This window comes from Hymenobacter psoromatis (assembly GCF_020012125.1).
Classification (GTDB): Bacteria; Bacteroidota; Bacteroidia; order Cytophagales; family Hymenobacteraceae; genus Hymenobacter; species Hymenobacter psoromatis.
Map to the genome: position 1 here is coordinate 1,846,350 of NZ_JAIFAG010000001.1, position 21,409 is coordinate 1,867,758.

Annotated in this window: 16 protein-coding genes; 8 read left to right on the forward strand and 8 right to left on the reverse strand. The window is 63.5% G+C overall.

Annotated elements, in window-relative coordinates:
- Positions 1 to 97: 97 nt before the first annotated feature.
- A complete protein-coding gene (locus LC531_RS07875) occupies positions 98 to 2,656 on the reverse strand; it encodes an ATP-binding cassette domain-containing protein (RefSeq protein WP_223649764.1) in 2,559 nt (852 codons plus the stop codon).
- Positions 2,657 to 3,075: 419 nt separating this feature from the next.
- Between LC531_RS07875 and LC531_RS07880 the strand changes: the two genes are divergently transcribed.
- Positions 3,076 to 3,474 carry a hypothetical protein gene (locus LC531_RS07880; protein ID WP_223649765.1) on the forward strand — a complete coding sequence of 133 codons (399 nt, stop codon included), beginning with the start codon at positions 3,076 to 3,078 and terminating at the stop codon, positions 3,472 to 3,474.
- Between the two features lie 103 nt (positions 3,475 to 3,577).
- Entirely contained in the window at positions 3,578 to 6,142 is a 2,565-nt protein-coding gene (locus LC531_RS07885; protein ID WP_223649766.1) for a DUF4132 domain-containing protein, read from the forward strand.
- Between the two features lie 4 nt (positions 6,143 to 6,146).
- Here the strand turns inward: LC531_RS07885 and LC531_RS07890 are convergent, their stop codons facing one another.
- The 5 genes from LC531_RS07890 to LC531_RS07910 all read right to left on the reverse strand — a co-directional run bounded on the left by LC531_RS07890 (position 6,147) and on the right by LC531_RS07910 (position 14,022).
- Entirely contained in the window at positions 6,147 to 9,794 is a 3,648-nt protein-coding gene (locus LC531_RS07890; protein WP_223649767.1) for an AAA domain-containing protein, read from the reverse strand.
- A gap of 150 nt (positions 9,795 to 9,944) precedes the next feature.
- Positions 9,945 to 10,631 (reverse strand): 2,3-diphosphoglycerate-dependent phosphoglycerate mutase, encoded by a 687-nt coding sequence (gene gpmA / locus LC531_RS07895; RefSeq protein ID WP_223649768.1) that lies wholly within the window; start codon positions 10,629 to 10,631, stop codon positions 9,945 to 9,947.
- Between the two features lie 72 nt (positions 10,632 to 10,703).
- On the reverse strand, positions 10,704 to 11,246 hold the full coding sequence (locus LC531_RS07900; RefSeq protein WP_223649769.1) for a DUF2911 domain-containing protein: 543 nt from the start codon (positions 11,244 to 11,246) through the stop codon (positions 10,704 to 10,706).
- A gap of 550 nt (positions 11,247 to 11,796) precedes the next feature.
- On the reverse strand, positions 11,797 to 13,074 hold the full coding sequence (locus tag LC531_RS07905) for an MFS transporter (RefSeq protein WP_223649770.1): 1,278 nt from the start codon (positions 13,072 to 13,074) through the stop codon (positions 11,797 to 11,799).
- Between the two features lie 36 nt (positions 13,075 to 13,110).
- Positions 13,111 to 14,022 (reverse strand): HNH endonuclease, encoded by a 912-nt coding sequence (locus LC531_RS07910; protein WP_223649771.1) that lies wholly within the window; start codon positions 14,020 to 14,022, stop codon positions 13,111 to 13,113.
- Positions 14,023 to 14,165: 143 nt separating this feature from the next.
- On the opposite strand from LC531_RS07910, the gene LC531_RS07915 reads away from it, so the two are divergent.
- Entirely contained in the window at positions 14,166 to 15,734 is a 1,569-nt protein-coding gene (locus LC531_RS07915) for an NAD(P)/FAD-dependent oxidoreductase (RefSeq protein ID WP_223649772.1), read from the forward strand.
- A gap of 167 nt (positions 15,735 to 15,901) precedes the next feature.
- Here LC531_RS07915 and LC531_RS07920 read toward each other — a convergent pair whose 3' ends face one another.
- Positions 15,902 to 16,051 carry a hypothetical protein gene (locus LC531_RS07920; RefSeq protein ID WP_223649773.1) on the reverse strand — a complete coding sequence of 50 codons (150 nt, stop codon included), beginning with the start codon at positions 16,049 to 16,051 and terminating at the stop codon, positions 15,902 to 15,904.
- 155 nt (positions 16,052 to 16,206) lie between these two features.
- Between LC531_RS07920 and LC531_RS07925 the strand changes: the two genes are divergently transcribed.
- On the forward strand, positions 16,207 to 17,118 hold the full coding sequence (locus LC531_RS07925) for an NAD-dependent epimerase/dehydratase family protein (protein WP_223649774.1): 912 nt from the start codon (positions 16,207 to 16,209) through the stop codon (positions 17,116 to 17,118).
- Between the two features lie 169 nt (positions 17,119 to 17,287).
- Here the strand turns inward: LC531_RS07925 and LC531_RS07930 are convergent, their stop codons facing one another.
- Complete coding sequence (locus LC531_RS07930; RefSeq protein ID WP_223649775.1) at positions 17,288 to 17,872, reverse strand: Crp/Fnr family transcriptional regulator; 585 nt, start codon at positions 17,870 to 17,872, stop codon at positions 17,288 to 17,290.
- A 169-nt stretch (positions 17,873 to 18,041) separates the two neighbouring features.
- On the opposite strand from LC531_RS07930, the gene LC531_RS07935 reads away from it, so the two are divergent.
- The 4 genes from LC531_RS07935 to LC531_RS07950 all read left to right on the forward strand — a co-directional run bounded on the left by LC531_RS07935 (position 18,042) and on the right by LC531_RS07950 (position 21,350).
- Positions 18,042 to 18,404 carry a CoA-binding protein gene (locus tag LC531_RS07935; RefSeq protein WP_223649776.1) on the forward strand — a complete coding sequence of 121 codons (363 nt, stop codon included), beginning with the start codon at positions 18,042 to 18,044 and terminating at the stop codon, positions 18,402 to 18,404.
- Between the two features lie 166 nt (positions 18,405 to 18,570).
- On the forward strand, positions 18,571 to 19,110 hold the full coding sequence (locus tag LC531_RS07940; protein WP_223649777.1) for an RNA polymerase sigma factor: 540 nt from the start codon (positions 18,571 to 18,573) through the stop codon (positions 19,108 to 19,110).
- A gap of 13 nt (positions 19,111 to 19,123) precedes the next feature.
- A complete protein-coding gene (locus tag LC531_RS07945) occupies positions 19,124 to 20,134 on the forward strand; it encodes a hypothetical protein (RefSeq protein WP_223649778.1) in 1,011 nt (336 codons plus the stop codon).
- An 88-nt stretch (positions 20,135 to 20,222) separates the two neighbouring features.
- Complete coding sequence (locus LC531_RS07950) at positions 20,223 to 21,350, forward strand: porin family protein (protein WP_223649779.1); 1,128 nt, start codon at positions 20,223 to 20,225, stop codon at positions 21,348 to 21,350.
- The last annotated feature ends 59 nt before the right edge of the window (positions 21,351 to 21,409 follow it).

The window sequence follows — 21,409 nt, forward strand, 5'->3', positions numbered from 1 at the left end:
GAGAAATCTCGCTCGTGCCGCTCGGGTATTGTTCTACGACGCGGGCGAGATTCCTCGGCAAGCTCAGAATGACGTGCTTTTTTGCCGCAGACACTTCCTACCCCTCCGCCAGGAAGCGGGCGAGGTAAGGGGCAGTGCGGCTGGCCGCGTTTTGGGCCACTTCGGCGGGCGGGCCGGCGGCCACGATGCGGCCACCTTCGTCGCCGGCACCGGGTCCCACGTCGATAACCCAATCGGAGCCGGCGACCACGCGCATATCGTGCTCCACCACCAGCACCGAGTGGCCGGCTTCGACCAGGCCGTTGAGCTGGGTGAGGAGCTTTTCGACGTCGGCGGGGTGCAGGCCGGTGGTGGGCTCGTCGAGCACGTAGAGGGTGTGGGCGCGGGCCTGGCGCTGCAACTCAGTGGCCAGCTTGATGCGCTGGGCCTCGCCGCCGCTCAGCTCGGTGGCCGACTGGCCGAGGCGCAGGTAGCCCAGGCCCACGTCGCGCAGCACCGTGAGGGCGCGGCGCACGCTGGCTTCTTCTTCGAAGAAGGCAAAAGCCTCGTCCACGGTCAGGCGCAGCACGTCGGCCACATTTTTTCCTTGATAAGTGATTTCCAATGTTTTGGCATTGTAGCGCGCGCCGTGGCAGGTAGGGCAAGGCGAATACACGCTGGGCAAAAACAGCAGTTCGACCATCACAAAGCCCTCGCCCTGGCAGGTTTCGCAGCGGCCTTTGGCCACGTTGAAGGAGAAGCGGCCGGCATCGTAGCGGCGCTTTTTTGCCTCCGGCGTGGCCGCGAAGAGCTTGCGCACGTGGTCAAACAAGCCCGTGTACGTAGCCATGTTGGAGCGCGGCGTGCGGCCGATGGGCTGCTGGTCGACGCGCACGAGGCGCTTAACGAGGTCTAAGTCAGCTGTGATTTTGCCCTCGGCCGCCGCGCCCTGGTCAGCCAGGTCCAGGATTTCTTCGGCGGTTTCGCCCACGCTGGCTTCGGCTTCGTCGGTTTTCATTCCAAGCGCTTCCCGCACCAACTTTACCAGCACCTGGCTAACCAAAGTTGACTTGCCCGAGCCCGACACACCCGTTACAGTTGTAAATATTCCCAACGGAAACTCGGCGTCGAGGCCGCGCAGGTTGTGGCGGGTGGCACCAGCCAGGCGCAACCAGCCCACCGGCTTGCGCGGAATGCGGGGGAGTAAGGCCGCGTGGTCGAGCAGAAATGTGCGCGTTTGCGAATTTTCTACCGCCGCCAGGCCGGCGGGCGGGCCGCTGTAGAGAATCTGGCCGCCCTGCTCGCCGGCGGCGGGGCCTACGTCCACGAGCCAGTCGGCGCGGCGCACCACGTCGAGGTTATGCTCCACTACGAAAAGTGAATTGCCGGCTTTTTTGAGGGTGTCGAGCGCTTTCAGCAGCGCCTGGGTATCGGAGGGATGCAGGCCGGCCGAGGGCTCATCGAGCACGTACACTACGCCGAACAGATTGGAATAGAGCTGGGTAGCTAGGCGCAGACGTTGCAGCTCGCCGGGCGAGAGCGTGGGCGTGCTGCGCTCCAGGGCCAGGTAGCCGAGGCCCAGGTCGAGCAGCACGGCGAGGCGGGCGCACAGGTCCTGGGTGATGCGGCGCGTCACTTCGGCCTGCTCGGGGTGGGCTTTGTCGTGCTTTTGGGCAGTGGCCGTACCCTCGGCAAACGGCCGCAGCCGGGCTGCCACCTGCTGGAGGGGTAGGCGCGCCATGTCGGCAATATCGAGGCCGGCGAAGGTGACGCTCAGTGACTCGGGCCGCAGGCGCTTGCCGTGGCAAAGCGGGCATTCCTGACTGAGCATGTATTGCAACACGCGCTTTTTCATGAGCGTGCTCTGCGTATTGCCAAATGTGTAGAGCACGTGCCGCCGGGCGCTCGAAAAGGTACCCATGTAATTAGGCTGCTCCTTTCTTTTCAACGCCCGCTGCGTCTCGGCGGGCGAGTAGCCGGGGTACACGGGCACCACCGGCTGCTCATCAGTGAAAAGAATCCAGTCGCGGTCCTTTTGGGGCAGCTCGTGCCAGGGACGGTCCACATCGTAGCCCAGCGTCACGAGGATATCGCGCTGGTTCTGGCCGCCCCAGGCCTGGGGCCAGGCCGCAATGGCCCGCTCGCGAATGGTGAGCGACGGGTCGGGCACCATCGAGTCTTCCGTCACTTCGTATACCCGGCCCAGGCCGTGGCAGCGCGGGCAGGCACCCTCGGGCGTGTTGGCCGAAAAGCCTTCGGCGTAGATAATACCTTGACCCTTGGGATAATCGCCGGCCCGCGAGTAAAGCATCCGCACGAGGTTGGAGAGCGTCGTGACCGAGCCCACCGACGAGCGCGTGGTGGGCGCGCCGCGCTGCTGCTGCAAGGCCACGGCCGGTGGCAGCCCGTCGATGCTATCAACCTCGGGCACCGATAATTGGTGAAACAGTCGCCGCGCGTAGGGCGACACCGACTCCAGGTAGCGCCGCTGGGCCTCGGCGTAGAGCGTGCCGAACGCCAGGCTCGACTTGCCCGAGCCCGACACGCCGGTAAACACCACCAGCGCATCGCGCGGGATATCGACGTCGATGTTTTGAAGGTTGTGCTCGCGGGCCCCGCGCACCCGCACAAAGCCGGAAAAATCAGTAGTGATGGCTGGAAAAGACCTCTTTATCATGGTAGCAGGAGCAGGAAAATCGCGGGGCCGCGGGGTAGGCTGGTAGGGCTATACGCAGGACGCGCCCCGGTATCCGGTTTTTCAACCAATACTCGCGGGCTTGCCAACTAGCTGTCCCCGGCCCAATATGAGCAACTTTAACAACCAAGCGGCTATCAGTGACTTGATGTTACCCGGCCAGGCCTGAAAAAGCACTCCTGCTGACCGTTGAAAACAAGTACCCAGCACTACGCGGCTTCCACCCAACCCAAGCTCCGGTTGGCTCGCGGGCAAGCCGTCGGCTTTCTGTAAAGCCGGGTTTACTTAAACTAAAATTATTGGTAGTTAATTTAGCTAATTAAATTAGTAAATTAGATTTTAGCTGGTTACCTTTACGACACGCAGCACACTTTTCAAGACTACTTTTTTATCCTTTTCACATGGCCCTGCTCACCATTCTGGATGAAACTGCTACGGGCAGCATCCTCACCCGCCTGGAACTGGAAATAACCCAGGAAATACTCACCGTGCGCGAATTGATTACCCAGCGCGTGCACCAGGAGGTGGCCGCCTACAACGCTCACCAAAACGGAGTGTTCCGGGGTCTTATCCAGCCCACCGACTCGGAGCGCCTGCTCAACGGCGACACCTACCGCCTGCGCCATGCCAAGCAGATTGATGCCGAGCAGCAGGTGTACCGGGCGCTCACGGCCTTTCAGCAAAACGGCTTTTTCCTGCTTGTCAATAACCGGCAGGCCGAAACTCTCGAGGAAGAAATCTGGCTCGGCGCAGGAGCCACCGCCAGCTTTGTGAAGCTTACCCCGCTGGTAGGCGGCTAATTTTCTACCCGCAGGTGCGCGGGGTCGCTTAGTAGGGTCCGGCCCTCGCCGGCTTAGCAGGAGGGCGCGCACATTTCTTTTACGCTACCTTACCCCCTACCCCATGCCTGCTACCCAGGAGCTACCCGCCGACCTCTTTGCCGCCTTACCCGCCGGCCAGCAAGACTTGGTGCCGCTACTGCGGCCGCTGGTGCAGCAAACGCTGGACAAGCTGTACAACGTCAGGGTTACGGACCTGCCCGCCTACCAGGCCGTGCGCCAGCTCGCGCCGCCCGACCAGGCCCGCGCCGCGCTGGCCCTGGCCGCCGCCCGCCAGGTGTGCCTGCAACACCGCTCCCTCGACCGGGCCTACGACTACCGCATCGGCTGGGCGATTGGCGACTTGCAAACGGCCCTGTTGCGCTCGGCCCTGCCGCTCACCGAGGCCGACGTACTGCAACTATTCGCGGATAACGGCCTGAATTTCAATTATTCGGAAAGCGAGAAGCACCTGAATTTTTGGGGTTACCCGGCGGGGCTGCTGCTCACCCAGCTGGAGCGCCTGGCCAAAAAAGCACCGCTGGCAGAAGCCACGCGTGCGTTTCTAACCCGGCTCATCGACCTTGCGGCCCAGGTGCGCGACGGAGCCAAGCTGCGCGTGAAGGCCCAGGAAATCCTGAACCTGGCCAGCACCGCCCCCGGCGAAGCAGCCCCGCTGCCCACCCTGCGCTTCGACATGGGCGACCCGTTCGGGCTGGCCCTGCACGCCTTTGCGGTGGGCCTCGACCCCGGCGCGCCCACTACCCGGCCCTGGCTCGATTTATTGCGGCTCTGGGCCGGGGCCAGCGGCGGCACGCAGCCCACGGCCAAGGGCCGCAAGGCGCTCGGCGCGGCCACGGCCGCCGTAGGGGCCGAGGCGGTGCGCCGCCAGGGCAGCGGCTGGCTGGCCCTGCTGGGGAAGATGCCCGTGGTCGATACCGAGCACCGCTACGAGTCGGGCGACCATGCGCACATCTACACCACGCACGAGTACCTGATGGAGGCCAACCAGCTGCTGGCCAGAGGCTTAATATGGACCTTGCAGCCCCTGGTGGATGCCGCCTTGCTGCGGCAGCTAGCTGCTTATGCCGCCCGCTGCTACCGCAAGGTACCGGGCCGGGGGCCGCTGGCAGCGGGCCTCGGCAATGCCTGCCTGCTGGCCCTGGCCCAGAGCGGCCTGCCCGGCGTGGCGGCCCTAGCCCAGGTGCGCCCCCAGGTGAAGCAAACCAATACCCAGGCCCTGATTGCCAAGTACATGGCCGACGCCTCAGCCAAGCTTGGCGTGAGCCCGGCCGAAATTGAGGACATGGCCGTGCCCACCTTCGGCCTCGATGCGGCGGGCCACGCCCGCCACGAGCTGGGCGAGTACGCAGCCACTCTGAGCCTGGCCGAGGGTAAGGCGGAGCTGCACTGGACCAAGGCCGGCAAGCCCCTCAAAGCCGCGCCCGCCGCCCTCAAAAGCACCCACGCCGCCGAACTGAAGGAGCTGAAAGCCACCCAGCTTCAGCTTCAGCAGACCTACACCGCTCAGCGCGAGCGCCTCGACCGCAGCTTTATCGAGGAGCGGTACCTGGCGTGGCCCTGGTTCGAGCAGTATTACCTGGCCCCTGGCCTGTTGCGCGAGCTAGCGCAGCCGCTCATCTGGCGGCTGCACCGCGCCGATGGCTCGTGGCAGGATGCCGTTTTGCGGGCTAATCAGTGGCAAAGTGCCCTGGAGCAGCCCGTGCTGCCCCCCACCGCCGATACCTTCCTCCAGTTGTGGCACCCGGTGCTGGTGCCCGCTGCCGAAGCCCTGGCCTGGCGCAAGCTACTGGAAAGCCAGCAGTTACGCCAGCCGCTTAAGCAGGCCTTCCGCGAGGTGTACCTGCTTACGCCGCCCGAGGAGCGCACCCGCACCTACAGTAACCGCATGGCGGCGCACATTCTTAAGCAGCATCAATTCAGCACCTTAGCCAAGATGCGCGGTTGGCGCTACAGCCTGATGGGGGCCTACGATAAAGGCTACGAGAGCGACCAGGCCAGCCTGGCCCTGCCCGGCGGCCTGCGGGCCGAATACTGGGTGAGCGAGGTGAACGCCGACGGAGCCTGGAACGATACCGGCATCTGGAACTACGTGAGTACCGACCAGCTGCGCTTCGTGCGGGGCGAAGCCCCGGTGCCCCTACCCGAGATTTCGCCCCTGGTTTTTTCGGAGGTAATGCGCGATGTGGACCTGTTTGTGGGCGTGGCCAGCGTGGGCAACGACCCGCTGTGGCGCGACAACGGCGGCCTGGCGCAGTACCGCAACTACTGGGAAAGCTACAGCTTTGGCGAGCTGAGTGAGGTAGCCAAAACCCGCCGGCTGGCCCTGGAACGCCTGGTGCCTCGCCTCAAAATCGGCAAGGTCAGTCACCTTACCGACCGCTTTCTAGTAGTGAAGGGCCACCTGCACACCTACAAAATTCACCTCGGCAGCGGCAATATCCTCATGGAACCCAATGACCAGTACCTATGCATCGTGCCCGACCGCTCGACCAAAGCAGTGGGCGCGCCCGAGGTATTTCTGCCCTTCGAGGGCGATACCGTGCTATCCATTATCCTGAGCAAAGCCCTGCTGCTGATGGACGACGATAAAATAACCGACGAGACGATTATCCGGCAGCTGAAATAGCGCCCTACCCCACCCAGCCGCCGCCCGCGCGCACGCGCTCCAGCAGCGCCGCGTGGTGCGGCACCCGCTGCAACACCAGCTCATTGCCGAGCAATACCAGCTGCTGGCGGGCGCGCGTCACGGCCACGTTGAGCTTGCGGTCTACCTGGCCGCTTTCGTCGGGCGAGACCATCAATTCTAATTGGTGCTCGTGGTGGCAGCAGAAGCTCACGATAATCACCTCGCGCTGCGAGCCCTGGTAGCGCTCCACGGTATCGACGCTGACCTGGGCCAGCGCGGGCAACTCGTGCGCCTGGGCCAGCTGAGCCAGGCGCGCGCGGATGCGGGCCGCCTGGTTGCGGTAGCTGGCGATGATGCCCAGCGTGGCTTCGGGGTCGAAGGCCGGGCCGTAGCCCTGCGCTACTTGCAGGGCGGCGCGGGCGGCCAGCTCGGCCTCCTGGCTCGATTCCTTTTGCGAAAAGTCGTCGGGCTGGCGGCGGGTGGGCACGAACACTAGCCGCTGGCGGCGCAGCGCCTCCCCAAAGGCATCGGCGGCCGGAACCCAGGCGCTGGGGTTGAGGCTGGCGTGCTGCCAGGGCATGGGGCTGCACAATTGGCCGCCGTAGAAGTCGTCGTTGACGAGCGCGGCCAAGTCGGCGTGGGCGCGGTACTGGTTGGCGAGCGTGCCGTGGGCGTAGGGCCACCGCGCCTCGGCCCGCCGAAACAGGCGTTCGAAGTAGGAGTTGCGCAGGTTGGTGAGGCCTAATTGCTCGCGCAGCAGCTCGGCTACGGCGGGGGCCACGGCGCTGGTTTCGGCCTCCTGGGTCACCACGGCGGGCAGCTGGCGGTGGTCGCCGATGAGAATAAATTTCTTCGCCTTCGCCAACAGCGCCAGCATGGGGCCTTCGAGCACCTGGCTGGCCTCGTCTACCACGGCCACGTCAAAATTCTTCAATTGAAACAACTCGGGCCGACCCAGCAGGCTACTAATAGTACCCACATAAAGCGGCGTATTGGTAAGCCGCGCCCTCACCATCTGGCGGGTGGGCAGGTCCCGAATCATGTTATCCAGCAAATACGGCCGGTAGGCGGGCGAGGTGCCCAGCCGCGAGCCGATGCGGATAAACGGCAGCCCGGCCGCAATTAATTGCTCACATATTTCATCCACCGCCCGGTTAGTATAGGCAGCCAGCAGCGTGTTTTTATCATCGGCCACGAGCCGAATAGCCAGCTCGCGCAGCACCGAGCGGGTTTTGCCGGTGCCGGGCGGCCCGCAGAGCACAAACCAGTCGGGCGCAGCCAGGGCGCGGGCCATCACCGCTTCGGCCGCCGTGGCGGGGGTAGGGCGGGCGGCATCCCAGCCCTCGGGCGGGCGCGGGGCGGTGCGGGCCAGCAGCTGGCGGCGGCGCGCCGGGGGCAGGCTCAGAAAGCTCGTCAGCCCCGCCCACTCGCGCCGGAAGGTATCATACGTATCGGGCTCCAGGGCCCAGTGCGAGTGGCCGAGCAGGTAGCGCGGGGCCAGGCGGCGGTTGCGCACGGCCAGCACCACGCGGCCATCGGTGGCCAGGTCCTCGGCCAGCGTCACTTTAACTACCTGCGCGTCGAGAACGGATAAGCTGTAGGGGCGGGGCTTATCCCCACCCGCCGTTGCCCGTTCAGGTTGGCTATCGTCTGGCCCCGCTTGTTCTGACGCCGGGGCGGGGGCCAGCCCCGCCCCTACCCGCCGGGGGTAGAGAATCAGCGTATCGCCGGCCCGGAAGTTCACCTCCCTACCCCCCGCCGGGCGCTGGAAGATGAGGTGCGGGCCAAGGCCGTCGCGGGCGTCATCGGGGGCGTTGCTGTGGTCTTCGATTAATTCCAGCTCATCGAGCAGGCTGAAATTCTGATGCTTGCGAGCTTGCGGCAGCAGCCACAACCCGGCCTGGCCGCCGGCGTCGCCGGGGCGGCCCTCGTCGCCGAGCAGGGCCAGGCGCATTTCGCGGGCTGCGAAGCGGGTTAGCTCCAGGCAGTAGGCGCGCTCGGTGCGGTCGGCGGCGGCCCATACGTTGGCAGTTTTTTCGGCTTTTTCGCGGTTGAAGGGCGGTACGGCGGCCAGGTTAGGGCGCAGCATGGGGGCCAGCAGGGCGGCCGTCTGACCGGGGCCGGTGGCGCGGGCCAGTTGCAATTCCAGGCCCACGAGCTGGTTGCGGGCGGCCAGCAATTGGTCCACCAGCGCCAGGTTTTGCAACACCGGACGCACGGCGGGCTGGTCCTCGGCCGCGTTAGAATACAAGATGCTGGTGCGGCCCCGGCCGGCGGTTTCGCCATCGGCCCCAAACACCGATTCTAATAACAAACGGTAGAGCTGCGCCTGGGCGGCGTGGTTAGTCCAGGGCTCGGCCACGGGCACTTTCACCGAGCTTTTCAACTCCACCAGGTCGTAGCCGGTAGGGCTTTCGTGCAGCAGGTCGAGGCGACCTTGCAGGCCATAGGTGGCCGACAGAAAAGTAGGTTCGAGGAAGCAGTCGGCCAGGCGCAGGGGTTGTTGCTGGTAGCCGCTACGCGAGCCTGCCACGAAGCCCTGCCGCTGCGCCTGGCGCAGTGTGCGGTGGTGGCGGCGCAGGTCGTTCAGCAATTCGGGCACCCCGGTTCGAGTCTGAAACTCGGGCAACGTACTCAGCGTGAGCGGCTCGGCGCGAAAGAGTTTTTTGGTCAGAAAGTGTTCGAGGTCGAAATCTTCGGTTCGTTTTTCGTTGCTGATTTTTCGTTGTCCGTTTTCAGGCGTTTCAGTAGCCGTAGCGGCCAGCTCGGACCCAGCCGCTAAGTCTTCAGCTGATAACTGATAAGTATTACCTGATAACTGACTAGCCGCGTGGCTCACCTCCTCATCGAGCAGGCGGTTAACGAGGTTGCCGACGACCAGCGAGCGCGAGGTTTCATCAGGCAAAAATGACTTCAGCAAAGCCAGCTCGCCGAAGGTGCCATCGCGCTGCGCGCACTCGGCCAGCGTCGTCACGCTGATGAGGTAGTCGGGCTCCAGCACCACGCGGCGAGGGCGCACGCGGCCATCGGGCAGCCGCACGGGGCCGATGAGGTTGAGCGCGGGGTGCAGCGCGGCGGCGGGCAGTAGTAGGCTTTCGTAGGCTTCAGGTAGCACCAGCTGGAAGGGGCCGGGCGGGCGGCCATCGGCGGGCGTGCTCAGCTCCACGGTCAGCACGCCGGTGGCTAGGTCGGCGTGCAGTACCTGCACCCGCCACACGGTGCGCGGGTCGGTGGCGGGAGTACCGGCGGCATCGGGCGCGACGAGGGGGGTAGGGCCGGCGAGCCGCGCCGCATCGGGCGCGGCAGGGGGGGTAGGGCCGGCGTAGGGCTCACCGGTGAGGGCTTCGAGCAATTCGGCCACGGCCGCGAAGCCGGTAGCTACTTCGGTGGCGGTGCCAGGGTAGCTTTCGTGCAGCACCAGGTTGGCGGCCACGCGCAGGTCTTGCAGGCGGGCGCGCAGGCCGGGGGCCAGTTCCAGGGCGTAGCACGCGCCGCCTATTGCCTGGAACAGGTTGCCGAACGGCGCTTTGCGGCGCTTGTAGTCGGCCCGCAGCAGGCTTTCCAGCAGCTTGCGCAGGCGGGGCAGCTGGTCGGCGGGCGCGGCGAGGGGGTCGGCCAGCGCGGCGAGACGGGCGTGGGGCAGGTCGGACAAATCTGGTGGGCTAGTAGTTTTTCGTTTAGCGAAGCTACTAGCTTAGCGCGCAACAAAAGGAGGGTGCGGGGTAAGCCCCCGCACCCTCCTTTGATAGAGAACAATTACCGGGCGAATCGTGCAACGCCGGGCGGAGGCCAGCCCCGCACCTTACAAATAATAATGCTTTATCGCCTTTAGCTCCTCGTCCAACTCATACACCAGCGGCTGGCCAGTAGGGATTTCGAGGTTGATAACGTCCTCATCCGATAAGTGGTCGAGGTGCTGGACCAGGGCGCGCAGGCTGTTGCCGTGGGCCACGATGATGGCGCGCTGGCCGGCGCGCAAGGCGGGCGTAATGGTGTCCTCCCAATAAGGGAGCACCCGCGCCATTGTATCCAGCAGGTTTTCGGTACGGGGCAGCTGCTGGTCGGTCAGGGCCTGGTAGCGGCGGTCGTGGCCGGGGAAGCGGGGGTCGGCGGCGGGGAGGGCGGGCGGGCGCTCGTGGGCATCGCGCCGCCACTTGTGCACCTGCTCGTCGCCGTATTTTTCGGCGGTTTCGGCCTTGTTGAGCTCTTGCAGTGCGCCGTAAAAACGCTCATTGAGCCGCCACGATTTCTCGACTGGCAGCCACAGCTCGTCCAGCTTTTCGAGGGTAATGTCCAGGGTCTGGATGGCCCGCTTGAGCACCGACGTATAGGCCCGGTCGAACTCGTAGCCGTGGGCTTTGAGCGCTTCGCCGGCGCGGGCGGCCTCCTGCCGGCCCTGGTCGGTGAGGTCCACGTCGGTCCAGCCGGTGAAGCGGTTTTCCTGGTTCCAGGTGCTCTGGCCGTGGCGGAGCAAGACGAGTTTTAGCATAGTAGCGGCATACGCCTCGGCGCGTGCGGGTTAACGTTAAGCCGCACACGCTAAAGCGTATGCTACGAGCACTTACTTCACCACGAAATCGGCCTGCGTTTTGCCCCACATCATAGCCACTTTGCCGCTCTTATCGGCCGTGATAGTGAACTCCTCGACGGGCGCGGCCACGGTTTTGAGCTTCACTTTCAGGCGCAGGGCATCGTCCTTTTCCTGGTATTTAAAGGCACCCCACTGCTTGGCCGTCTTGTTGAAGATAACCGTCCACTCGGTGGGGCCGGGAATGGTGAAGAGCGCGTAGGAGCCGGCCGCCAGCGCCTGGCCGTTGACTTTCACCGGCTTATTCACCGTGAAGGTGGTGGCCTCATTGGCCCCGGTGCGCCACACCTCGCCGGTAGGGGCCAGCGGCGACTTCGCGCCAAACGCCTCGCGGCCCTTCAGCGAGGGGCGGCTGTAGTCGATGGTAAGGTCGGTACTGCCCACGGTGGTTTTGACTTCGGCCGGCGGGCTGGGGCGCTTGGATTTGTCTTCGGGCATAGTGCCCTGGGCCAAGGCGGTGGTGGTTTGCAGCAGCAGGGCCGCGCCGGCGAGCGCGGCAAGGGGTAGGAAGCGCATGGTATTTTAAGGTAAGTTGGGTGTGAGTGGGTAAGCGCGGAGGCAGGCAATTAGTTTAAAGGCATCCGCAAAGCTCATTAACTCCTTGATATTAGCGCTTATAAGCAGGCGGTTTTATATGCAGCGTTAGGCTGTACACGTAGCACTTCAAAAAGTAGTGTCTCGACTTCGAAGGGTTATCATCGTAGCTCACTACTTCAGCTAAGGAAGCGTTTTTACCGATGTAGCGTTGAACGTAGACTGGCACATCTGTAGGCAGGCCGTTCAGCGGAAAATTCACGACTGGAATCTTTCCAGCCTGCCATTCTCGGTAGTAGCGAAGATAATCGGCAGTGTCCCTTAAGCTGGTTATATAAAGAGTGGAGTTTGCCGGCCCCTTGAATGTATCGTAGCAATACATTTTGGGGTGCGCTTTAATTTTCTCTTGGTAGGCAACAGTACAATAGTAACATACAATAATTACCAGAAGGAAACCCGATACTAATACTACGTTTAGCAACAGTGGCTTTTTTTCAAACACATTCATAGTGCATCCAACCAAAGTTCAAACCTACATATTGCCCCTGGCCTTGGTTTCGCCCATGCGCCAGTACACGAGCAGCGAAATAAACGCGCAGCCCGTCACGTACCAGTAGAAGTATTCGGCCACGCCGTGCTCCTTGGCCAGCAGGGCCAGGTATTCGGCCGTGCCGCCGAAAATGGCGGCCGTAAGTGCAAACGGCAACCCGACCCCCAAGGCCCGGATGTGGGTCGGAAACAGCTCGGCCTTCACGATGGCCGAGATGCTGGTGTAGCCGCTCACCACCAGCAGCGCCGCCACCAGCAGCCCCCAGGCCGCCCAACTGCTGCTGGTGTGGGCCAGCGTGCGCAGCAGCGGCACCGTGCCCAGCGTGGCCCCAATGCCGAAAAACAGCAGTACCGGCCGCCGCCCCACCACGTCGGAAACCGCCCCCAGCAGCGGCTGAAACAGCAGCGCCACGGCCATCGCCCCGAACGAGATAAGGGTGGCCTGCTCCTTGGTAAAGCCGCTGGTATTGACCAAAAATTTCTGCGCGTAGGTAGTAAACGTGTAGAAGGCCAGCGTGCCGCCCAGCGTGAGGCCCACCACCGTGAGCGTTTCGCGGGGGTAGGCTTTCAATTGCTGAAGGGCGGAAGGCCGGGCCGGCCGGGCGCTGGCAGCTTCAACGGCCTGCTCCTGCTCGAAAGCGGCGGTTTCGCGCATGTGGGTGCGCAGCAGCAAGGCCCCCAGCGCCGCCCCCGCCCCGATGACGAACGGGATGCGCCAGCCCCAGGCCGTCAGCTCGGCCGGGGTCATCAGTTGCTGCAAGGTGAGCTGCACGATGAGCGCCAGCAGCTGCCCGCCCATGAGGGTGAGGTACTGAAAGCTCGACCAGAAGCCCCGGTGCCCCTCGCCGGCCATCTCGCTCAGGTAGGTGGCCGAGGTGCCGTACTCGCCGCCCACGCTCAGCCCTTGCAGCAGCCGCGCCAGCAGCAGCAGCGCCGGCGCGCCCAGCCCAATGGTGGCATAGCCGGGCGCGCCGGCAATGAGCAGCGAGCCGCCCGCCATCAAGCGCACCGAGAGCAGCAGCGCGGCGCGCCTACCCCGCCGGTCGGCGTAGGTGCCCAGCAGCCAGGCCCCGATGGGCCGCATCAAAAAGCCCACCGCGAAGATGGCCGCCGCGTTCAGCAGCTGCGCCGTGGGACTGGCTTGCGGGAAAAAGACGGGCGCGAAGTACAGCGCAAAGGCCGAGTAGGCGTACCAGTCGTACCACTCCACGAGGTTGCCAATAGAGCCGGAAATAATGGAGCGCAGGGGGGAAGCGGGCATAGCCGCGAAGGTAGCGGGCGGGCGGGCGGCTATTAATTAATCTATGAATCTGTTACTTTTACTAAGGTTACACTCATTGCAAAGCGTTTGCAAATTATTTAGTTCTGTCAAGCCACCCAGAGAAAACGGTATCTTATGGTCAATCTGTAACTTAACTCCATCATTAACACTTCGTCCGCAGGCTACGCATTTAAAAGCATCCTTTTTCAAAACCTTATAGCGCAGTCCCAAGGGAATTGCCCGCTTTGATTTATTAGCAACAAGCTTCAAGGGTAAATCTGCAATTCCTTCGTCTTTTCCAGTGAATATATAATCTAATTTATTATAAGTCGGTAAAATCTCAAGCTGATATCCTTTATTACCTTGGAAGTGGCCTTTCAAAATCGAAACAACAATAAAATCGTTGAGAAATTTATCGATGGACGTATTCACAAGCTGCTTTTCCACCGGGTCAAATATTCCAAGGATTAAGTCACTATTTTCTGTCACATCAAACCCAAGTTTCTTAAGCAAGTCACAAAATACAATTTGCTTTTGTCGTCTGTGAGCTTGAGCAAGTTGAGAGCTACCCTGATATTGCTCTGCAAATTTTAATTTCTGCGTCAAGTAAATAACGTTATCACTTTCTTTTTCCGTGGTTAAATTAACGGAAAAAGTCATCCCCTGCTTTTTGTCAATTTTAGTATAACAGAATAACCTATAATGATTGTTAACGTTTTCATAAAGCTGAAGAGAAACTTGCAGCTCCCCATCTTGTATTGGGAAGGTATACCCGTGCAAATTATCAAGAATATCAAGCCCTGCCTGATTATACTGGATACTATCGGAAACCCCCTTCTTACCAGGCAGAAAAAATTTGCCAATACTTATTTTACCACTAAACTCTGCCTGTTTTAAGATGCTTGCGAATTGCCTAGCATCATAATAATAGTCATTCTGTTTTTTCATATCATGGCTGTTATCATACCACCACCGGCATAACATCCACAAGTATAAGTCACAACGAAGTAGCACAGCCCAAAAACTGCCTACCCCCCCACCCCGCCGTACCTTTGCCGGGCTTTAACGGCTAACTCCCGTTCGCCCCGCTTATGCCCCTGGAACTAGACCTGGCCCTACCCCCCGAGGTGGCCTACGACGAGTTGGCGCGCTACGCCGCCATCCTGGCCGCCGCCGGCCTGCACCCCGGCGAGGCCGATTTCGTGCACATCCGCAAGCGCTCGCTCGATGCGCGGGGCCGCCGCCCGCTAGTGCGCCTGCGGGCTGACATTTATCTCCGAGCCGAGCCCGCGCCGGCCCACGCGCTGCTGGGGCCGTGGTTTAGCTACCCCGACGTGCGCCACGCGAAGCGCCGGGTGCTAGTGGTGGGCGCGGGGCCGGCCGGGCTGTTCGCGGCGCTGCGCTGCATCGAGCTGGGCATGAGGCCGATAGTACTGGAGCGGGGCCGCGACGTGCGCGCCCGCCGCCGCGATTTGGCGGCCATTAACAAGGAGCACCGGGTGGACCCCGATTCCAACTACTGCTTCGGCGAGGGCGGGGCGGGCACCTATTCGGATGGCAAGCTTTACACCCGCGCCACTAAGCGCGGCGACGTGGGGCGCATCCTGCGGCGGCTGGTGCAGCACGGCGCTACCCCCGATATTCTGGTCGATGCCCACCCCCACATCGGCACCAACAAGCTGCCCGCCGTGGTGCAGAGCCTGCGCGATGTCATTATCGCGGCCGGCGGCGAGGTGCGGTTTGAGACGCGGGTCGAGGATTTTATCCTGGAGAACAACTACTTGCGCGGCGTAGTCACGCAGACAGGAGAGGCCATTGAGGCGGAGGCCACCGTGCTGGCCACCGGCCACTCGGCGCGCGATATCTACGAGCTGCTGCACCGGCGGGGGGTAGCCATCGAGGCCAAGCCCTTCGCGCTGGGCGTGCGCGTGGAGCACCCGCAGGCACTCATCGACCGGGCGCAGTACGGGCGGCCCGAGCGGGGCCTGCTGCCGGCCGCCAGCTACGCGCTGGTGGAGCAAACCCAGGTGCGCGAGGCCCGGCGCGGGGTGTTTTCGTTCTGCATGTGCCCCGGCGGGTTTATCGTGCCAGCGGCCACCGCACCCGGCGAAATAGTGGTGAATGGCATGAGCCCCAGCCGCCGCGACTCGCGCTTTGCCAACTCGGGCATCGTGGCTGCCGTGGAGCTGGTCGACCTCGACGTGGCCCGCCACGGCCCGCTGGCCGGCCTGCGCTTTCAGCAGGCAATAGAGCAGGCCGCCTGCCGGCTGGCGGGCGGCACCCAGGCCGCTCCAGCCCAGCTGCTGGGCGATTTTCTGCAAAAAAAGCAGTCCCCTACCCTGCTCGAAACCAGCTATCAGCCCGGCCTGGTGAGCGTAGAGTTGGATGCCATACTCGGCCCCGCCCTTAGCGAGCGGCTGCGGCAGGGCTTCCGCGCTTTCGGCCGCAAAATCCCCGATTTTGCCACCAACGCCGCCCAAATCGTGGGTGTGGAAAGCCGCACCTCGTCGCCCATCCGCATCCCGCGCGACAATGAAACGCTGCGCCATCCCACCGTGGCCGGCCTCTACCCCTGCGGCGAGGGTGCGGGCTACGCTGGCGGCATCGTGAGCGCCGCGATGGACGGCGAGCGCGTGGCGGAAGCGGTATTTGGTGAGTAGCTTACAGCTACCGGGTCCTTGCTGAACCGGCCGAGGTGCGTATCCTGGCAGCCGGTGGCATACTTGAGGCCGTAGCCGAGCGGCCGTAGCCGGGCAGCCGGTCGAGCGCCCGCTGAAACGCCTTTCGCCCCCGGTCACGAGCAGCCTGCCTGGCAGCGGCCGAAATTTCATTCGGCGCGGTCCAGGCCCCGCCGCAGCTTACCCTGGGCCGGTAACAAACGTGGCAGTAACTGCGCCAGGACGAAGTAGTAGAGGTCGACTTCGCAGGGAAAATCTGGCATCCGGGTTTCGGCAGCGGCCACTTTCACCGTGGCCATCCAATTTTAACGGGGTAGAGCAGGCAGGCATTTCTTAGCGAATGTTAACGTTTTGCCTCTCCCTGGACCGCCACCTTTGCCGGGAGTTTCGGGTACTGTGGTAGTCGGGTCCGCCTCATCTCCTCCTTTATCATCCCTGATTTTTTCCTAGCCTCATGCACACCATTCTCGGAGCCAACGGTACTATTGCCCGCGAGCTGGGCCGCTACCTGCCGCCCCTCACGGCCGAACCCCTGCGCCTGGTCAGCCGCCAGCCGCAACAACTGAATCCGACCGATGAGCTGGTGGTCGCCGACCTTACTGACCCGGCCCAAACCGCGCGGGCGGTGGCCGGCTCTTCGGTCGTCTATCTGGTGGCGGGCCTGCCCTACCAGGTTGCTACCTGGCAGCGCGACTGGCCGCGCATCATGACCAACGTACTCAACGCCTGCGAGCAGCACGGGGCAAAGTTGGTTTTCTTCGACAACGTGTATATGTACGGCCTGGTCGAAGGCCCCATGACGGAAGCCACGCCCTTCAACCCCATTAGTAAAAAAGGCGAGGTGCGCGCCCGCATCGCCCACCAGCTGCTGGAGGCCATGCAGGCGGGGCGCGTCGAGGCGCTCATTGCCCGCGCCGCCGATTTCTACGGGCCGGCCATTGCCAATGCGGTGCCCAACCAGCTTATTTTCGACAACCTCAAAAAAGGCTCGGCCGCCCAGTGGCCCGGCAACCCCGACCTGCTCCACTCCCTCACCTTCACCCCCGACGCGGGCCGGGCCACGGCCCTGCTCGCCACTACGCCCGCCGCGTTTGGGCAGACCTGGCACCTACCGACCGCCGCCCCCGCCCTTACGGCCCGGCAGGTGGCGCAGCAGGCGGCGGCGGCTTATGGCACCCGCGCCCGCATCAGCGGCTTGCCAAAGTGGCTGATGCGGGCTGTGGGCCTGTTCGTGGAGCCAGTGCGCGAGTCGGTGGAGATGTTTTATCAGTACGACCACCCGTATGTGTTCGACAGCAGCAAGTTTGAGCGGCAGTTCTTCGCGCCCACGCCCTACGCCGAGGGCATTCGGCAAGCAGCGGTCTAGGCGGCCTTAGCATTCTGCCAACCGGCATTGGAATGAGGTAGAGCCTCCGGCTTTGCGGCTTGTCGTTGGTTATCACGCGCCGTTGTTCAGCGCCGGGACGTAAAAGCTGGAGGCTCCACGCAGTTTGACGAATTCCCAAACAGCTACTAAAAAACCCGGGCCTCCCGGCTCAGTGCCCGCGCGCCACCCGCGCCCGGATGCGGCTCAGCGACACGGGCGTGACGCCCAGATAATTGGCCACCAGATGCTGCGGAATGCGCTCCAGAATCTTGGTTTTGCCGCTGACCAGCAGCGCCCGGTAGCGCGCTTCGGGCGAGAGCAGCAGCAGCTCGGTCAGGCGCTCGTCGGTGCCCAGCAGGTGATACTCGGCCACCAGCCGCCCGAAACGCTCGTACACCGGGCGCTCGTCGTAGAGCCCCCGCAGCACGGCGTAGTCGAACACAACCAGCTCCGTATCGGCCAGGGCTCGAATGCTGAACTGGCTGGGCCGGGCCAGCAGGCAGCCGGGGTAGTCGGCCAGCAGGTGGTTTTCAAAGAAGAAGTAGGTGGTGCGCTCCTCGCCATCGGGCCGGGGGTAGTAGAGGCGGCAGGCCCCGTGCAGCACCAGGGCCAACTCGGGCCGGTACTCGCCCGCCCGCACGAAGTACTCGCCGCGCGCCAGCTGCCGCGGCCGCAGGGCGGCGGCCAGCGGCTCCCAGTCGGCATCGGTCAGGGTAGGCACGAAGCGGTGCAGGTAAGCGCGCAGAGGATGCATGGGCAAAGAAGTTGTGGGCGGTAAATTTACCCACCGAAAGTAGCGCCTCCAGCGGCCCCTAGCTGCTAGCTTTCGTTCCTGCGTAAGCCCCACCGTACAATCTCCCTACCCCCCGCGTAGCCAGCCGCGCCAGCGGCGTATCTGCGAAATCCGTTTAAATCTGCGATTTATGAAGACCCTCGTTCTCGGTGCCACCGACAATCCCGACCGCTACGCCTACAAGGCCGTGCATTCGCTCAAAAGCCACGGCCACGAAGTGGTGCCCGTGGGCATCCGCAGAGGCCAGGTGGCCGGCCTACCCATTCATACCGACCGGCCCCAGGAAGCAGGGGTAGACACCGTGACGCTCTACGTGGGTCCGCAAAACCAGCCCGCTTGGTACGACTACATTCTGAGCCTCAAGCCCCGGCGTATCATCTTCAACCCCGGCACCGAAAACCCCGAATTGGAACAAAAAGCCCAGGCCCAGGGCATTATGACCGAGGAGGCTTGTACGCTGGTAATGCTGAGCGTGGGGCAATACGATAAGTAGCCTTCCATCAATAATTTATCCATTAATTTTCAAAGCTCCGGCCAACAGCCGGAGCTTTTTTTGGTCTTCTCTCTAAATTTCTACTCGCCCAGGCAACCCCTACCCCCCGCCCCGCATCTACCGCTCCAAACACTCTTTCGCCCCTGCCCTACCCCTACCTTTCCGCGTGACTGAGCCCGACCTCATCGCCGCCTGCCTGCGGGCCGAGCCCCGCGCTCAGCGCCAGCTCTACGACCAGTTCGCGGGGCTGATGCTGACGGTGTGCCGCCGCTACCTGAAGCGCCCCGAAGATGCCGAAGAAGCCCTGCTGCTGGGCTTTGCCAAGGTGTTTCGGGCGCTACCCACCTTCCGGCAGGAAGGCTCGTTTGAGGGTTGGATTCGGCGCATTATGGTCAATGAGGCGCTGATGGAGCTGCGCCGCCGCGAGCCGCTGCACCTCTCATTCGAGGACTTTGCGCAGCCGGAAAGCCTGGCCGTTACGCCCGCCACCGCCGATACTCAGCTGCAAGCCGATGAGCTGCTGGCCCTGCTCCAAACCCTACCCCCCGGCTACCGCGCCGTGTTCAACCTTTATGCGGTGGAAGGGTATTCGCACCCCGAAATCGCGGCGCTGCTGGGTATTTCGGAGGGCACCAGCAAGTCGCAGCTCAGCAAGGCGCGGGCGATGCTGCAACGCAAGCTAGCGCCGCAAACCACGTCTTTTTAGCTCTCCTATTCTAATGGCTTCTGATAACGACCTCGACGACTTGTTTCGCCAGCAGCTGGGCCCGCACGCCACGCCGCCGAGCGCGGACTTGCAGCGCCACCTGGCCGAGCTGGCCGAGGCCGAGCGCCTGGATTCCCTGTTTCGGGCGGGGCTGGGGAGCCATGCTTCCCCGCCCCGCCGCGCGCTGTGGGAGCGCCTGGAGGATGAGCACCTGCACCCGCCGGTACGCCGGCGGCGGGGGATAGTGGCCTGGTGGCAGCTATCGGCGGCGGCCATGCTGCTGCTGGCGCTGCTGGCCGGCGGCCTGTGGCGCAGCGGCTACCTGGGGCCGCGCCCCGGCCTTGCCGTGGGCAAGCCCGCGGTGCGGCTGGCCACCGGCTCTTCGATAGCAAGTAGCGCGAGGCCGGCTGCTCCAACAGCTTCGAGCCAGCCTATTGATAAAAATCTAGCTAATAATACTATAGCTCAGCCAGAAAAGGAAAAACAGGAAAATTTGACCCGCCAGGCAACGGCTGGCCGCCTGGTGCTATCTAGCCACCCGATAGCCGCTACTACCCGGCCGCGCCGCACCGCCGCGGGGCCCCAAGTAGCTAGCAGCTTCTCTGCTCAACGCCGGCAGCCGGACGCGGCCGCCGGTCCACTGGCTACCACCGGGCGGCGGCACAACGCGGCCAGCCAGCCCCACCTGCCTACCCCCCGCGTAGCCCCGGAAACGCCGGCTTCGCTCGAAACGCCCCCGCAAGCTATTGCCGCCGCGGTACCCATCGCCCCGGCTGGCATTGTGGAGGTAGACGTGCGACGCGGCCCCGAACCTACCCGCCCGGCCCCTACCCCCACAGTAGCCGCCACGGAGCCCCGGCCCGAGCGGCGGCCCCGGCTGCGCCTCGGCGGCCTGCTGCGCCAGGCCGACCGCCTGGCGCACGGTGAAGGCGTGAGCCTGGCCGACGCCACCGGCCCGGCCGAAAGCCTGACCGTACAGGCCCGCATCGGCGGCCGCCTGGTCAGCAAAACCATTCAGCTTTAACTTTTTAGACCCGGATTTACCTACTTGTTGCCCTACCCCCGCCGGGGTAGCCGGCTCTGTCACAGCCCTTTCTCAACCTTTTTTTATCATGAAATCCGTTCTTTTTGCCGCCGCTCTAGCCTTGCTGGGGGCCGCCGCCACTACGGCCCAGGGCCGCGCCCTACCCCCCTCGCCCACCGATACCATCGTGGTGCGCCTACCTAATAAGGTGCTGATGACGCTGGTAGTGCGCGATGCCCAGCAGCTGCGCCAGCTGCCGCAGTACCACCTCGACTCGCTGGTGGCGCGCCTCGGGGGCTATATAAAGCAGGCCGACGAGGCGGCCCAAAAGGCCAGCACCGACCGCGTGACGGTGCAGTATTTCCCCAACCAGGACCAGCCCGGCCAGGGTCTGCCCGAGGAGGTCCGCATCACGACCCGCAAGCGGGGCGGGGCGGCTCGCACCAACCGCGTGGACGTGGCCCTGGACAAGGCTTTCGGGCTGAAGCTGGAGATTGACGAGAATGGCAAAAAATCTTATTCGACCCACCGCGACGAGCGCCGCCAGGCTGAGCGCGACTCGGCTCGCCAGGCGCGGAATGAGCAGCAGTCGTCTTCAACACACGTTATTTTTGACCTGGGGCTGAATGCGCTCGTGAACAACCATGTGGAGCGGGCGGCGGGCCAGCCAGGCAGCGCCCCGCCCGACCTGCGCACGGGCGGCTCGCGCTACGTCAGCTTTGGCCTTAATTTTCAGCAGCGGCTGGGCGGGCGGCGCAGCCCGCTCTACCTGGCGGTCGGCCCTGAGTTTGCCTTCAACAACTACATGCTGGAAGGTAATTACAAGTGGCTGAATCAAAATGGCTTGACTAGCACGGTGCTCGAAACTAGCGGCCGGCAATACCAGAAAACCAAGCTGGCCACTTCCACCCTCACTGTGCCGCTGATGCTACAACTTAACACGCACGGCCACAGTCACTTTCGCCTGGGGGCGGGCGGCTTCGTGGGCTACCGCCTCGCCAGCTGGACTAAACTCAAGTATTTTGAGGAGGGCACAACCTATAAGGATAAGGATTACGGCTCCTACAACCTCAACGACTGGCAGTATGGCCTGCAGGGTACAATCGGCTTTAAGACGCTGACATTCTTCGCCAAATATAGTCTTAATCCGCTATTCCGCGACGGCCAGGGCCTGCAAGCCCAAACGCTGAGCTTCGGCCTGCGCCTGCTCCATTAGCGGCAGTAGCGCAAAGTTGCCACTTCGGGCGCAAGCAAAGCGAGCAGGCGGCACCGCGC

Excerpts from the sequence above, each read along its gene's own strand:
- LC531_RS07875 (WP_223649764.1), bottom strand. The coding sequence starts at position 2,656 with ATGATAAAGAGGTCTTTTCCAGCCATCACTACTGATTTTTCCGGCTTT.
- LC531_RS07880 (WP_223649765.1), top strand. The coding sequence starts at position 3,076 with ATGGCCCTGCTCACCATTCTGGATGAAACTGCTACGGGCAGCATCCTC.
- LC531_RS07885 (WP_223649766.1), top strand. The coding sequence starts at position 3,578 with ATGCCTGCTACCCAGGAGCTACCCGCCGACCTCTTTGCCGCCTTACCC.
- gpmA (WP_223649768.1), bottom strand. The coding sequence starts at position 10,631 with ATGCTAAAACTCGTCTTGCTCCGCCACGGCCAGAGCACCTGGAACCAG.
- LC531_RS07900 (WP_223649769.1), bottom strand. The coding sequence starts at position 11,246 with ATGCGCTTCCTACCCCTTGCCGCGCTCGCCGGCGCGGCCCTGCTGCTG.
- LC531_RS07905 (WP_223649770.1), bottom strand. The coding sequence starts at position 13,074 with ATGCCCGCTTCCCCCCTGCGCTCCATTATTTCCGGCTCTATTGGCAAC.
- LC531_RS07910 (WP_223649771.1), bottom strand. The coding sequence starts at position 14,022 with ATGAAAAAACAGAATGACTATTATTATGATGCTAGGCAATTCGCAAGC.
- LC531_RS07915 (WP_223649772.1), top strand. The coding sequence starts at position 14,166 with ATGCCCCTGGAACTAGACCTGGCCCTACCCCCCGAGGTGGCCTACGAC.
- LC531_RS07920 (WP_223649773.1), bottom strand. The coding sequence starts at position 16,051 with ATGGCCACGGTGAAAGTGGCCGCTGCCGAAACCCGGATGCCAGATTTT.
- LC531_RS07925 (WP_223649774.1), top strand. The coding sequence starts at position 16,207 with ATGCACACCATTCTCGGAGCCAACGGTACTATTGCCCGCGAGCTGGGC.
- LC531_RS07930 (WP_223649775.1), bottom strand. The coding sequence starts at position 17,872 with ATGCATCCTCTGCGCGCTTACCTGCACCGCTTCGTGCCTACCCTGACC.
- LC531_RS07935 (WP_223649776.1), top strand. The coding sequence starts at position 18,042 with ATGAAGACCCTCGTTCTCGGTGCCACCGACAATCCCGACCGCTACGCC.
- LC531_RS07945 (WP_223649778.1), top strand. The coding sequence starts at position 19,124 with ATGGCTTCTGATAACGACCTCGACGACTTGTTTCGCCAGCAGCTGGGC.
- LC531_RS07950 (WP_223649779.1), top strand. The coding sequence starts at position 20,223 with ATGAAATCCGTTCTTTTTGCCGCCGCTCTAGCCTTGCTGGGGGCCGCC.